This window comes from Bartonella sp. F02 (assembly GCF_026929975.1).
GTDB lineage: Bacteria > Pseudomonadota > Alphaproteobacteria > Rhizobiales > Rhizobiaceae > Bartonella.
On record NZ_JANHOK010000004.1, the window covers coordinates 1 to 14,727 of the forward strand.

Annotated in this window: 12 protein-coding genes and 2 tRNA genes; 6 read left to right on the forward strand and 8 right to left on the reverse strand. The window is 36.4% G+C overall.

The window, feature by feature from the left end:
- Positions 1 to 68 precede the first annotated feature (68 nt).
- Genes fusA through rpsL form a run of 3 tightly spaced genes read right to left on the reverse strand, consistent with a single transcriptional unit; the run spans position 69 to position 3,039 of the window.
- Complete coding sequence (gene fusA, locus NPY00_RS04010; RefSeq protein WP_269020793.1) at positions 69 to 2,153, reverse strand: elongation factor G; 2,085 nt, start codon at positions 2,151 to 2,153, stop codon at positions 69 to 71.
- 26 nt (positions 2,154 to 2,179) lie between these two features.
- Positions 2,180 to 2,650 (reverse strand): 30S ribosomal protein S7, encoded by a 471-nt coding sequence (gene rpsG / locus NPY00_RS04015; RefSeq protein ID WP_269020794.1) that lies wholly within the window; start codon positions 2,648 to 2,650, stop codon positions 2,180 to 2,182.
- Between the two features lie 17 nt (positions 2,651 to 2,667).
- Positions 2,668 to 3,039 (reverse strand): 30S ribosomal protein S12, encoded by a 372-nt coding sequence (gene rpsL, locus NPY00_RS04020; RefSeq protein ID WP_269020795.1) that lies wholly within the window; start codon positions 3,037 to 3,039, stop codon positions 2,668 to 2,670.
- A gap of 475 nt (positions 3,040 to 3,514) precedes the next feature.
- On the opposite strand from rpsL, the gene xth reads away from it, so the two are divergent.
- From xth to NPY00_RS04045, 5 genes are all read left to right on the forward strand, one after another.
- Positions 3,515 to 4,297 carry an exodeoxyribonuclease III gene (xth, locus tag NPY00_RS04025; RefSeq protein WP_269020796.1) on the forward strand — a complete coding sequence of 261 codons (783 nt, stop codon included), beginning with the start codon at positions 3,515 to 3,517 and terminating at the stop codon, positions 4,295 to 4,297.
- 128 nt (positions 4,298 to 4,425) lie between these two features.
- The gene (locus NPY00_RS04030) at positions 4,426 to 5,331 is read left to right on the forward strand and encodes a transporter substrate-binding domain-containing protein (RefSeq protein WP_269020797.1); all 906 of its coding nucleotides are present in this window, start codon (positions 4,426 to 4,428) and stop codon (positions 5,329 to 5,331) included.
- Between the two features lie 145 nt (positions 5,332 to 5,476).
- On the forward strand, positions 5,477 to 6,229 hold the full coding sequence (locus tag NPY00_RS04035) for an amino acid ABC transporter permease (protein ID WP_269020798.1): 753 nt from the start codon (positions 5,477 to 5,479) through the stop codon (positions 6,227 to 6,229).
- A 3-nt stretch (positions 6,230 to 6,232) separates the two neighbouring features.
- Positions 6,233 to 6,949 carry an amino acid ABC transporter permease gene (locus NPY00_RS04040; RefSeq protein ID WP_269020799.1) on the forward strand — a complete coding sequence of 239 codons (717 nt, stop codon included), beginning with the start codon at positions 6,233 to 6,235 and terminating at the stop codon, positions 6,947 to 6,949.
- Between the two features lie 57 nt (positions 6,950 to 7,006).
- On the forward strand, positions 7,007 to 7,753 hold the full coding sequence (locus NPY00_RS04045) for an amino acid ABC transporter ATP-binding protein (protein WP_269020800.1): 747 nt from the start codon (positions 7,007 to 7,009) through the stop codon (positions 7,751 to 7,753).
- A 342-nt stretch (positions 7,754 to 8,095) separates the two neighbouring features.
- Here NPY00_RS04045 and NPY00_RS04050 read toward each other — a convergent pair whose 3' ends face one another.
- The 5 genes from NPY00_RS04050 to NPY00_RS04070 form a co-directional block, all read right to left on the reverse strand.
- Entirely contained in the window at positions 8,096 to 10,819 is a 2,724-nt protein-coding gene (locus NPY00_RS04050; RefSeq protein WP_269020801.1) for a valine--tRNA ligase, read from the reverse strand.
- Positions 10,820 to 11,011: 192 nt separating this feature from the next.
- Complete coding sequence (locus NPY00_RS04055; RefSeq protein ID WP_269020802.1) at positions 11,012 to 11,578, reverse strand: DUF2497 domain-containing protein; 567 nt, start codon at positions 11,576 to 11,578, stop codon at positions 11,012 to 11,014.
- Between the two features lie 242 nt (positions 11,579 to 11,820).
- Complete coding sequence (locus tag NPY00_RS04060) at positions 11,821 to 13,122, reverse strand: TolC family outer membrane protein (protein ID WP_269020803.1); 1,302 nt, start codon at positions 13,120 to 13,122, stop codon at positions 11,821 to 11,823.
- 32 nt (positions 13,123 to 13,154) lie between these two features.
- Positions 13,155 to 13,829: a protein-L-isoaspartate O-methyltransferase family protein gene (locus tag NPY00_RS04065; protein ID WP_269020804.1), complete on the reverse strand. Its 675-nt coding sequence runs from the start codon at positions 13,827 to 13,829 to the stop codon at positions 13,155 to 13,157.
- A gap of 210 nt (positions 13,830 to 14,039) precedes the next feature.
- A tRNA-Cys gene (locus NPY00_RS04070) sits at positions 14,040 to 14,113 on the reverse strand.
- 187 nt (positions 14,114 to 14,300) lie between these two features.
- Between NPY00_RS04070 and NPY00_RS04075 the strand changes: the two genes are divergently transcribed.
- Positions 14,301 to 14,375, forward strand: a tRNA-Asn gene (locus NPY00_RS04075).
- The last annotated feature ends 352 nt before the right edge of the window (positions 14,376 to 14,727 follow it).

Here is a 14,727-nt window from a genome sequence, read left to right on the forward strand (position 1 = left end):
TGAGCTCTCCATTTTCTTGTCCAAAAAAGAATAAAGGACTACGTTAAAATCAATACGTAATCAGAAAATTACGCGTATTTCTTTTGAATCTCCTGAGCCACAGCTGAAGGAACAGGCTCATAATGATCAAATTGCATTGTATATTGAGCACGCCCCTGACTCATAGAACGAAGCGTATTCACATAACCAAACATATTTGCCAAGGGAACCATTGCATTCACCACTGTAGCAATACCACGTGCTTCAGTACCCGAAATTTGTCCTCGACGAGAATTCAAATCGCCAATCACATCCCCAACATAATCTTCAGGCGTTACAACTTCTACCTTCATAATCGGCTCAAGAAGCTGTGCACCAGCCTTTTTCGCTCCTTCTCGAAACGCTGCACGCGCAGCAATCTCAAAGGCCAAAACAGAAGAATCCACATCATGATAACCACCATCAATCAAAGTGGCTTTTATACCAAGCATAGGAAAGCCTGCAAGAGGTCCTGATTGCATAACACTTTCGATACCCTTCTGAACTCCAGGAATATACTCCTTAGGAACAGCCCCTCCAACAATCTTTGATTCAAAAATAAACTCATCACCTTCATGAGGTTCAAAAACAATTTTCACTCGAGCAAACTGCCCAGCACCACCAGATTGTTTCTTATGGGTATAATCAATTTCAGAATTTTTTGTGATAGTCTCACGATAAGCAACTTGAGGTTGACCAATATTGGCCTCAACCTTAAATTCACGCCGCATACGATCAACAATAATATCAAGATGAAGCTCACCCATTCCAGCAATAATAACCTGACCAGATTCTTCATCCGATTTAACACGAAATGAAGGGTCTTCTGCAGCCAAACGATTAAGAGCAACACCCATTTTTTCCTGATCAGCTTTCGTTTTTGGCTCAATAGCAATTTCAATAACAGGATCAGGAAATTCCATTCGTTCTAAAACAACAGGCTTTAAAGGATCACAAAGAGTATCACCCGTTGTTGTCTCCTTAAGACCTGCTAAAGCCACAATATCACCTGCAAACGCTTCCTCAATATCTTCACGAGAATTCGAATGCATTTGCAACATACGCCCCACACGCTCTCTTTTTTTCTTTACACTATTTTCAAGAGAAACACCCTTTTGAAGCTTTCCAGAATAAACACGACAAAAAGTCAATGATCCCACAAATGAATCATTCATAATCTTAAAGGCAAGCATGGAAAGAGGAGCATCATCTGAAGATTCACGCGTTATCTCAGCCTCAGTCTTAACATCAACCCCCCTAATAGCAGGAATATCAACAGGAGAAGGAAGATAAAAAACTACAGCATCCAAAAGCGGTTGAATTCCTTTATTTTTAAAAGCTGTACCACAAAAAACAGGATGAAACTGAACCCCTATTGTTCCTTTTCGAATGAGAGATATAAGCTGCTCATTTGTTGGCATAACACCTTCCAAATAAGCTTCTGTTGCAGCCTCATCAACCTCAACTGCCATCTCAATTAATTTTTCGCGATATTCTTCTGCTTTCTCTTTCAGATCAGATGGAATTTCCCCTTCTACAGCTGCAGAACCAATAGAACCATCCCATCTCAAGGCCTTCATTTTTATAAGATCAACAACACCTTCGAAATCATTTTCAGAACCAATTGGTAACTGCAAAACAAGAGCTTTAGCACCCAATCGTGACCCAACCATTTCTACACTACGATAGAAATCAGCTCCAATCTTATCCATTTTATTAACAAAAACCATACGCGGTACGTGATATTTTTCAGCCTGGCGCCAAACAGTTTCTGTTTGTGGCTCCACCCCAGCATTTGCATCAAGTAGCGCTATCGCACCATCAAGAACACGCAAAGAACGCTCAACCTCAATTGTAAAATCAACGTGACCAGGCGTATCAATAATATTAAAACGACGCTTCTTACCATCACTACCTACCCAAAAAGTCGTCGTCGCAGCTGATGTAATCGTAATACCACGCTCTTGCTCTTGTTCCATCCAATCCATTGTAGAAGCACCATCGTGTGTTTCTCCAACCTTATGGTTTTTACCCGTATAAAACAAAATACGTTCTGTCATCGTAGTCTTACCGGCATCAATATGCGCCATAATACCAAAATTACGATAATCTTCGATTTTATATTCACGAGCCATTTTATTTGCCTTAAACTTCTAACACATCACCAACGATAATGAGAAAACGCGCGATTAGCTTCCGCCATACGATGAACATCTTCACGTTTTTTTACTGCAGAACCACGATTATTAGCCGCATCCATCAATTCAGCAGAAAGACGATCAATCATCGTTGTTTCATTCCGTCCTCGCGCCGCTGCAATCAACCAACGAATAGCAAGAGCTTGACGACGATCAGGACGAACATCAATAGGAACTTGATAAGTAGCACCCCCAACACGACGCGAGCGAACCTCAATATGCGGAGCAACATTCTCTAACGCCTGATGAAATAATGCCACAGGATCTGTTTTCACCTTGTTTTCAATAGCATCAAGCGCACCATACACAATACGCTCAGCAACTGACTTCTTACCGTCAAACATAACGGTATTCATAAATTTTGTAATAACTAAATCACCAAACTTAGGATCTGGATTGATTTCACGTTTTTCTGCTCTATGACGACGGGACATCAGCTCTGTCTCTCAATTTATTTTGGACGTTTTGCGCCATATTTTGAACGGCGCTGTTTACGATTCTTAACACCTTGTGTATCAAGCAAACCACGGATAATATGATAACGAACCCCCGGCAAATCTTTTACACGACCACCACGAATCATTACAACAGAGTGCTCCTGAAGATTATGCCCTTCACCAGGAATATAACCAATCACTTCAAACCCATTTGTTAAACGCACCTTAGCAACTTTACGAAGAGCAGAGTTTGGCTTCTTCGGCGTTGTTGTATACACACGCGTACAAACACCGCGCCTTTGCGGACTCGCTTGAAGAGCAGGAACCTTATTACGCTTAACCGGCGTTACACGCGGCTTGCGAATTAATTGGTTTACTGTAGGCATACAACCTTCCTCTCTAATAATCTGCATTCACTTCGCTCATTTAGAGCTCTTTTGATTTCCGTTTATATACAAAAAACAGAAAAACACTTAATCTAATACACAAAGCAGGTAAAACTGTAAAACAGCCTACCCTAAAAAGCAGAGGAGGCAAAAGCCTCTTGCAACAGCGCTCGCTTTTATTTTTTAACGAACTCCATTTGAAATAATCTTATCTGAAAGAAAATCCCACTTAGTTCTGATTTCCTAATAGCGAGAACACATACATTCGTCAAGTACTAAACAACAGAAAGTTTACAAATACTAAAAATTAAGATGATATTATAATCTTCGATCTTCAATTTAAAGGAAAAATGAAGATAAAAACTATGAGTAATAATTTTACAGTCTCAAACAATTTGATGTAGTAGCTTGAAATATTATAAACAACTCAATATAGCCGCTTGCTAATTATGTGTATAAAGTTTAGAATTTAGCTATGAAAATAGTAACATGGAATATTGCTGGAATAAAAGCGCGACATGAAACATTATGTAAATGGCTACAACAAAATAAACCTGATATAGTTTGTTTACAAGAAACCAAAAGTCTTGATGATAAGTTTCCGCGCGATACAATTGAAAGCTTAGGATACCATATAGAAATACATGGTCAAAAAAGTTTTAATGGAGTAGCAATTCTCTCTAAAAAAACACCTGATGAGGTTATCCGCCAGTTACCAGGAAACGATAATGACGAACAAGCGCGCTATATTGAAGCCGTTTATTCAACAAATAAAGGGGTTATACGTGTCGCTTCTCTTTATCTTCCCAATGGTAACCCCATTGATAGTGAAAAATATCTCTATAAAATGGAATGGATGGACAGACTATACACACATGCCAAATCATTACTTGCATATGAAGAACCTTTAATTCTAGCTGGTGATTATAATGTAATTCCTGCTCCAATAGATGCAAGAAAACCTCAAGAGTGGACAGAAGATGCATTATTCCTTCCACAAACAAAAAAAGCATTTCGGCGTATTATTCATTTGGGTTTTTATGATGCTGTACGAAGTGTTACAGATAATTCTTCATTTAGTTTTTGGGATTTTCAAGCTGGTGCATGGTTCAAAAATAATGGGATTCGTATTGATCATTTTTTATTATCACCAGAAGCTGTTGATCAACTTATTTCCTCTTACAGTCAAACAGAAGTAAGAGGCTATCAAAAGCCATCAGATCATACCCCTGTTTGGGTAGAGCTTAACTTTAGTTAAATTGTAATATAACATTAGGATAAAGAAAAAAAACATCTCATTTAAAATCACAAATATACTACATTATACATAACAATACATTCTAAATATATTTACACAAAATAAAATTATAAAGCATGGAGAAAGTAATGAAAAAATTACTGCTGGCGTTTGTTGCAGCAAACATCATTGAACTCGTGAGTGCAGCACAAGCTAATAATGATACACTTGAAAAAATTAAACAAACAGGTGAAATCACTATAGGGGTTCGAGAAGCCTCAGGTCTAGCCTATGCACTTGGAAATGGCAAATATACAGGTTTCCATACAGAAATGGCAGAAAATATTATTAATGACATTTCAAAAAAAATCGGCAAACCAATCAAAATTCACTATCTTCCTATCACATCACAAAATCGAATTCCTTTATTACAAAACCACACTTATGATTTTGAATGTGGTTCCACAACAAATGATTCTGCTCGCGCAAAAGAAGCAGCATTTGCTTATACAACTTATGTTGAAGAAGTTCGTATGGCTGTAAAGAAAAACTCTAATATTAATTCTCTTGATGATTTAAATGGAAAAACAATTGCAACCACTACTGGCACAACATCTGTTCAACTTATTCGAAAAAACAAACGTGCCAAAAATATTGACTTTAAAGTTGTAAAAGGAAAAGATCACGGCGATAGTTTTTTACTACTAGAATCAGGCCGTGCTGACGCATTTATTATGGATGCCTCAATACTTGCTGGACATATTGCTAAATCGAAAAATCCGTCGGATTATGTGATTCTCGATACTATATTCTCAGTAGAGCCTATTGCTTGTATGCTCCGCTTAAATGATAAAAATTTTGAACAAGAAATCAATAATAGCATTGTACGCCAAATCAAAGATGGCACGCTCAACAACCTTTACCACAAATGGTTTATGGAACCAATTCCTCCTACATATACCGTTGTCAACCTCCCCTTATCTCAAATAACCCAATACGCTTGGGAACACCCAAACAATAAATCTCGAGAAGATTATGTTGAAAATAATCTCTAAAATTACAAAAATATATCCGCACTCTTTGAAAATTTGAGTGCGGTTGTCTTTTGGTTTATTTTCCAATAAACTAAACATTAATATACATAAATAACTCATTTATTGACTTGCAAAAAACTAACAGATTTTAGGAAATATCGATTTAATGGACTTTTCTTTCCTTTGTGCAGATGATATCACTCAGACACTGGTTTCTGGATGTTTTGGAACTCCTGGTGTAAGCCATACTTATTTAGACACACTCATAGAAAGTTTAAAAAATACAGTTATATTGTCGATCTTCTCGTTAATATTAGCGGTATTTGTTGGGATTGTTATAGGAACAGTGCGTACACTGCCAAACACATCAATATTGAATTGCATACTTCGCGCTATTGGCCGTATTTGGGTAGAAGTTATGCGCAATATTCCTCTACTCGTACAAGTATTTTTGTGGTATTTTGTTATTCCTAAGATTTATCCTCCAGCGATGAATTTTTCTTCTATTTTCTTAATGATTTGCGCCTTAGGATTTTTTACATCTGCACGCGTTGCAGAACAAATTCGATCGGGAATTGAGGCTATTCCTTCTGGACAGCGCTACGCAGCTATGGCAATGGGATTTACAACCTATCAAAGTTATCGCTATATTATATTGCCGCGCGCTATTCGAACAATTATTCCACCACTTACTTCAGAAGCAATGGGAATTGTAAAGAATTCATCTGTAGCATTTGCTATTTCTATTAATGAATTAATTCAATTTCAATACCAAACAATCGAAGAAATAAGCCATGTCTACGAAAACTATATTCTTATTACAGTTCTTTATGTTGTTATAGCTTTATTCATATTTGTCATTATGACAATGATTGAAAAAATGCTTCAAATTCCAAATTTTCAAACAGAGGAACATTGAAATATGGTAGATTTCATGAGCTCTCATTATTGGTCTTCTTTTTTTGATTATTTTTTGGAATTTGATTTTTCATTTTTTACTTTTGATGTCTTTCAGACTTATATTCTACCAGGTTTAATTTTTAGTATTTTTCTAACAGTTTTTGCAACAGTATTTGGCTTTATCTTTGGCGTATTGTTAGCAATGATGAGACTTTCGTCTATAAAACTGCTCTCTTTCTTTGCAATAATTTATATAACAGCTATGCGTTCAATACCACTTATTATGGTGATATTATGGTTTTTTGTGCTTCTCCCTTTCTTAACGGGGACATCAATTGGTGCAAATAAATCAGCGCTCATTACTTTTACTGCATTTGAAGCTGCTTATTTTGCTGAAATCATGCGTGCTGGTATGTGTTCAGTCTCACAAGGACAAAAATATGCAGGACAAGCTCTCGGAATGACATATTGGCAAAATATGTATATCGTCATTCTTCCTCAAGCTATCAGAGATATGCTGCCTGTTTTTTTAACGCAAATCATCATTCTTTTTCAAGATACAACCCTCATTTATGCAATTAGTGGGAATAGTCTTCTTAATGGTTTTGATCTTGTCGCAAATAATTTTGGTGTAAAAGAAGAATCTTATATCTTAGCAGCGGCTTTCTATTTTGTTATTTGCTTCACGTTATCGCAAATGGTTTTATACTTACAGAAAAAAATATCTATTATTCGCTAATATTTGCTAAAAAATTATTCGCTAAAAAATGTCCACTATCTGCTAACAGGAAAAAAAATGTCTACCCATATGATCGAAATAAAGAATGTTTCCAACTGGTATGGCGAAATTAATATTCTTAAAAATTGTACAACAAATATTAATAAAGGAGAAGTCGTTGTCGTTTGTGGACCGTCAGGATCAGGTAAATCAACTCTTATAAAAACTATTAACGCTTTAGTCCCTTTTCAAAAAGGTGAAATTTGGATTGATGGAGTACCAGTTCATTCGAAACAAACAAATTTATCTAAATTGCGTAGCCATGTAGGAATGGTGTTTCAACATTTCGAACTTTTTCCACATCTATCTGTTACGGAGAATTTAACAATTGCGCAAAGAAAAGTTCTGAAGCGTACTAAAAAAGAAGCTCTTGAACGTGGTTTATCATACCTTGAACGTGTCGGACTTATTGAACATAAAGATAAATATCCTGGTCAACTTTCTGGAGGTCAACAACAGCGTGTCGCTATTGCTCGTGCCTTAACTATGGATCCATTGGTTATGCTTTTCGATGAACCTACTTCAGCTTTAGATCCAGAAATGGTCGGAGAAGTCTTAGATGTTATGATTAGTTTAGCAGAAGAAGGTATGACCATGATTTGTGTAACGCACGAAATGGGTTTTGCTCAAAAAGTATCTCAGCGTGTAATTTTTATGGATCAAGGAAGAATTCTTGAAGATTGTTCGTCCGAAGATTTCTTTTCTGATCCACAAAAAAGAACACCACGCGCTCAAGAATTTTTATCAAAAATTCTTAGTCACTAATTTATTATATTTAAATTTGATATATTTTAGTGTAAATTTAAATACAAAAAGGAGAGTTTTTACTTTAAAATATTTAAAAACTATAATCTTTTCTAAATGCCTAAAAGATTATCATGTTATCGCATGATCCTTTAAAATCATTATCAAAAACAATATTACTTTTTATAGACGCTTATATCATTTTTTTACAGTTATAATAAACGTTTTGTAGCGCAAAGCGTTTCTCTATGTAAAAAACATGCGATCTCTCAACAAAAAATTTTTATAATATTGATATTTGAATGAAAATAGCCCAAAATTTTAAATTGGACTTTAATCTTCATAAAAAACTAAAAATCATAATCAACTGAGACGCTCTAAAGCAACAGATATTTTTTTCTTTGCAATCTGTAATTCTGCTATTCTTTTACGCTCAATTTCAACAACTTCAGGTTTCGCATTTGCTACAAATTTTGGATTATTCAACTTAATTGATATTTTTTCCATATCTTGTTCAACTTTGTTGATATCTTTTATTAAACGAGCACGCTCTACATCTAAATTAATCAATTGTCCTAACGGCAAACAAAAAGTTGCTTCCCCCACAATGATTTGCGCCGATATATCTGGAATTTTATCAGCAAAGTCTACCGTTTCGATCCGTGCCAGCCGTTTTAAAAGAGCTTCATAACGTTGTACACGTCCTTGTACTATCTTGCCTTCACTGATAATAACAAGTGGTGCTAATGCAGCTGCTGGAATATTCATTTCAGAACGAACAGAACGGATCTCACTAACTACATCAATAAGCCAATTAATATCGGCAGCAGCTTCCTCATCTACAAATGTTGCTTGCGGCCATTGCGTTAATGCCAACATATCTTCACGCCCTACATCTTGCATTGCTGTAAGAGACCATAATTCTTCAGTCATATAAGGCATAAAAGGATGGAGCAGTTTGTAAACTTCATCAAGAACCCAAGCAGTACATGCCTGAGCCTCCTTTTTAGCATATTCATCTGATCCTTGAAAAATAGGCTTGAGAAATTCAAGATACCAATCACATAAGGTATGCCAAATAAAATGATATAATGCGCTAGCAGATTCATTAAATTTATAATTTTCTATACCCGCAGTCACTGCCGTAACAGTTTTAGAGAGTTCTGTTAAAATCCAACGATTAAGTGCAAGCTTTACTTCTTCTGGTTCAAAAGCCAAATCATGGCAAGCGCCATTCATTTTTGCAAACCGTGCAGCATTCCACAATTTTGTAGCAAAATTGCGATAACCTGCAATGCGAGAAACATCAAGTTTTACATCGCGTCCCTGCGCTGCCATAATAGCCAAAGTGAAACGCAATGCATCCGCGCTATATTGATCAATTAATTTCAATGGATCAATAATATTTCCTTTTGACTTTGACATCTTTGCGCCTTTTTGATCCCGCACCAGAGCATGGACATAGACTGTTGGAAAAGGAACTTCACCCATAAAGTGAATCCCCATCATCATCATACGCGCAATCCAGAAAAAAATAATATCAAACCCTGTAACCGACAGAGATGTCGGATAAAAAGTTGCTAACTCAGGCGTTTTATGAGGCCATCCTAATGTAGAAAACGGCCAAAGAGATGATGAAAACCAAGTGTCTAATACATCTTGATCCCTCGTTAACTCAACTTCTCGACCATAATAAGATAACGCTGCAGCGAAAGCTTCTTCTTCACTTTTTTCAACAAAAATCATTCCATCAGGACCATACCAAGCTGGAATCTGATGCCCCCACCATAATTGACGAGAAATACACCAAGGTTGAATATTCTCCATCCAATTGAAATAGGTTTTCTCCCAATTAGTCGGAATAAAGCGCGTTTTTCCTTGACGAACAGCCTCTATCGCTGGTTTTGCTAATTCTTCAGCATTAACATACCACTGATCCGTTAATAACGGCTCGATTGGAACTCCACTCCGGTCACCGTGAGGAACAGTATGTGGATGATCATCAATAGCAACAAGATATCCCTCTTTTTCCATCAAAGAAACAATCCGATTTCGTGCAACAAAACGATCGGATTGATCTAAATCCTCCACCAATGCATTTAACTCATCAGATAAAGATAAACCATCAAAAAATGCTTCATTTTTACGCAAAAAAATCTCAGCCTTTTGTGTAAAAATATTGATTAAGCGTAGATTATTTCGCTTTCCTACTTCAAAATCATTAAAATCGTGTGCTGGCGTAATTTTCACAGCACCACTCCCTTCTTCAGGGTTGGCATGAGAATCCGCAACAATTGGTAATTTGCGTCCAATGAGTGGCAAAATAGCATTCTGACCTATAAGATTTTTATAACGATGATCTTCAGGATTAACAGCAATTCCTGTATCACCAAGCATTGTTTCAGGTCGCGTCGTCGCGATTGTTATAAAAGTTGTAGAATCCTCGGGGTTAAAAATTTTACCTTCAAGCGGATATCTAAAATGCCACAAAGAACCTTGAATCTCTTTTGATTCCACTTCAAGATCTGAAATAGCGGTTAATAATTTTGGATCCCAATTGACTAAACGCTTATCTTTATAGATTAATCCTTGCTTATAAAGAGTAACAAAAACCTCACAAACAGCCTGAGATAAACCTTCATCCATTGTAAAACGTTCACGCGACCAATCACATGAAATGCCAAGACGTTTTAATTGATTAGCAATAATTCCACCTGCTTCATCACGCCATTTCCACACACGCTCAACAAATTTTTCTCTGCCCATTTCTTGACGTGTTGGCTCTTGATTTTCTGCAAGTTTTCGCTCAACAACCATTTGTGTTGCAATCCCTGCATGATCCATACCAGGCTGCCACAAAACATTTTTGCCACGCATTCTCTGAAAGCGCACTACAATATCTTGAATTGTTGTATTTAATGCATGCCCCATATGCAACGAACCAGTAACATTTGGTGGTGGAAGCATAATACAGAAAGCTTCTTTATTTAATTTTGAGTCTAAGTTGGCTTTAAAAACGCCACGACTTTCCCATTTTTTTGCAATCCGTGCTTCTACAGAAGCGGAATCATAGTTTTTTTCTAACATCCTTATTACGCACCCATAATGCCGCTAGAAAATGCGACTTACAATAATTCCAATATAACTACATTCTTTCTTTGTGAATGCTATCTATCTCATAATAACAACGGAAAAGCAAAAAAATGTGCAAAGTTCAATATAAACTTTCCACAGCAAGATAAAATACAAAATTACAAGAAACGATAAATAACCAAATACTTAAGATATTTTTTTAATCGCTTTGACAATTTCCTCGCGTAATATTCTCTCAAGAAAAATAGGCAATTGACACTGTAACCATTCTGCTATCGCTGGACGTAATACATCCTCGGCAATTTTTTCTGCAGCAGAAATACAATATGCCGACAACTCTAAAGAATCATGAGTTATATTCTCTTGTCGCGATGTAAATGTTCTTTCACCAGTTTTTTCTGTTTCATGCAAAGAAAATTGTTCTGTAGGAGACAATTTCATATTTTGTCTATCCATTTTAACTGTATTATTTTCTGTCTCTACATTAGTGTTCACTCGTTTGAGAGATAAGTCCTGATGTTCTGAAGAAAGACCGATACGATCAGCTAAAGCTTTCATCGCATCATCAACTGATAAAGTCGCTCCATCAGTGTCTTCTGACAGCTCTGTTGAAGAATTTTCTGAAGTATTGACAACAACACCTTCATTTGAAAAACGATCCGTTTGAACAACGTTCTCTTCGATTATTTCACGGATAGATGTCAAAATTTCATCCATACTTGGCTCGCGCAATGCGTTTGAACTCTGTACCATACTTTAAAACCTCTCAAAGACGCAACAACAAACAGAATCACCATTCCAGTGTAACCAGAAGAATCACGCTATAACATATATCCTCATTCTGAATATGGCATCACACATAATTTTCTTACCTTTGATAAATAAAATGACATGCACATTTTTCAACACAACCAACTATAGATTTGTTTATTCTTTCAAAAAACACTTCTTTTTCAGAAAAATAATTTGCCATGATCGTAGAAAATTCTATTTAATCACTTTTTTAAACCTAAATCATTTGCCGTTAATTTACCAATAGCAGATTGAACGCTATAACTTGCGATAATAGCATTACGCTCTGCAATCGTTAATGCAATTTGCGCATTAATCAACTGAGTTTGAGAGTTCAAAACATCCAATGTTGTAGCCTGTCCTACACGATTTTCTTGAACACGACCTCTAAGAGCAATTTCAGCAGCATGAACGCTTTCACGATAAGCAATAACAGATGCTTGCGCACCTTCTAATTGAAACCAAGCAGAGGTCAATACCTGCTTGACATGATTATACGCCATATCAAGTTGGATACGAGCTTGTAACAACTGCTCTCTTGACTGGCGAATTTGTGCAGTAGTGCGTCCGCCTTCAAAAATCGGAATACTTAATGAAAGTCCCATAGAATGAGAAGACCCATCAATTCCAGAACCATTATAAGTTCGATTGTAAGACGTCGTTGCAGAAAAATCAATCTTAGGAAGAAGTGCTCCTTCCTTCGCTTTTACATTATAAGAACTTGCATCAATTAAATATCGTGCGTACAAAATTGCCGGATGCGTCGCAAGACTAATCTGATAAGCAGCATCAAAATTTCTTGGGAGATTTTGTGCAACAAATGGAGGTTCCAATTTTTTAGGATCAGAGCCAATGATTTGCCGATAAATAGCTTCTGCTGACTTTACATCAGCACGCGCAAGACTAAGTTCAGAAACAGCTAAAGCACGTGCAGCTTGTGCTTGAGCAAAATCAACACGAGCCCCTTCTCCTACATCAAGTTTTGCTTTCTCAGAACGAACTTGCTCTTCAAGAGTATTTAAATTTTCTTTACGAAGCTTAGCAATACGACGTGCTTGATATACATTAGCATACGCTGTGACAACATCTAAAAACATATCTTGTTCAGAATTACGAAGATATTCACGCTGTGCCTGCAACTTAACTTGAGCAGAAAAAAATGTATTTTGCGTAGTAAAACCATCAAACAATCTTTGATTGAGTCTTACCCCTATAGATCCAGAAGTGCTATAAGAGCCGGTAATCGCTTTACTTCGACCATAATTCCCAATGCCCTCAATATGCGGCAACAAACCAGAACGCGCAATAGCTACATCTTCATGCGCAATTCGAATAGCAGCACGGTCGCTATTTAATTTAGCGTTATACATGTAAGCTTGAGAAAAAGCATCCATTAATGTCTCAGAATAAGCTGATTCTACTACAAAAACACCTAATGTTAGAAATAAACATGCCTGAAATTTCTTGTTTAATTTAAACACAATAATAAATCCCAAATTAATCACACAATCGTTTGTGACCATAGATATAAAAAATATTAAAATACAAAATCAGCTGTTTTTAAAAAACCTGGAAGACATTTGACAGAAAGGTTAAAAGCGCGACGACCTGAAACAATTCCATCTTTTTTCACATAAATTCGCGCAACACCAGCATTGCCATGCCCTTCAACAACCACAAGACGCCCTCCCTCTTTTACTTGATCAAAAAGATCATCAGGAATAAAATCAACAGCACCTTCAACAAAAATCACATCATAAGGCCCTTCAGCAGCATATCCTCGTTCTAAAGACCCATGAACAACGACAACATTATCACATTGATTAGCTTCTAAAAGTTTTCTTGCTTGTTCTGAAAGAGCTTTATTGCTCTCTAACGCAACCACAAACCCAGAAAGCTTTGAAAGCAAAGCAGCACAATACCCGCTATTAGCTCCGATATCTAAAACAACATCTGATGGCTGTACTGCTGCAAGCTGCAGTAATTTTGCTAGAGAAGCAGGCCTCATCAAATAACATGCGGGCACATTTTCTTTTTGCGGAGAAATGAGAACATCAGCATCAAGATAACTCAAATCTTTAACATCTTCTGGCACAAAATCTTCACGTGGCATTGTTAAAAATGCTTCTAGAACCGATAAATTCGTTACATCGACTGTACGAATTTGATTGTCAACCATTTTGCGCCGAAGATCTGCAAAATCTACAATCATAACTAACGTCTTCTCCTACATACAACAAAACTACAATTAAAGTAGCAATAGTCAAAACCTGAATATCTTATATTCTGGGTGTTACAAAAAAGCATGCTACAGTCAATAATAAGATTTAAATTGCTCTCATTTTCATGTGCAAATATTTTTCGTCAAAAAGAAAAATTATTCAAGAGCATTATTCTCAAAAAGCATTTTGGTAAATTTAACTGGAGGCCTCGCCCGGAATCGAACCGGGATACAAGGATTTGCAGTCCTCTGCGTAACCATTCCGCCACGAGGCCTCATAAATCAACATAAAAATGTCAATAAGGGAAGGCAATGCATCCGTCAAGACATAGAAATCTATTATAATCTTTTTTCTTCTATTTATAAAATTTCCACCATTTTTTTTAAAAAAAAAATTTTTACTCTTTGCAAATCGATGTTGCTTTGCTATAGCCTTTGCTTGTTAGACAATTGAGATACTGTTCCTCGGTAGCTCAGTGGTAGAGCAACCGGCTGTTAACCGGTTGGTCGCTGGTTCGAATCCGGCCCGGGGAGCCACTTTACAACTACGTGCAGTCATACACTGAAAGATATTGGCACAGAGAGATATTGGTGCTGTTAAATTAACTAAATCCAAGTTTGCGTTTAGAAGTTTGCCAGAAATTTAGGTGTGTTTTTTCAGTTTATCTCTAACAAATTCAATAATCACTATTTAAAAATAGCGTCTAAGAAACTGCATTGTTATTTTAGAAAATGAATGATTGTTAGAAAATAAAAAATGTGAACTCTTAGCATCTTATCTGATAAATTGTTCCCACTCTATTTTTAATTTATAGATAACAGGAATAAGCTTTATTAAAAATGAGACCATCTCTTTTATAGAGTTCGTTTCTTTGTAAATCGATTGATT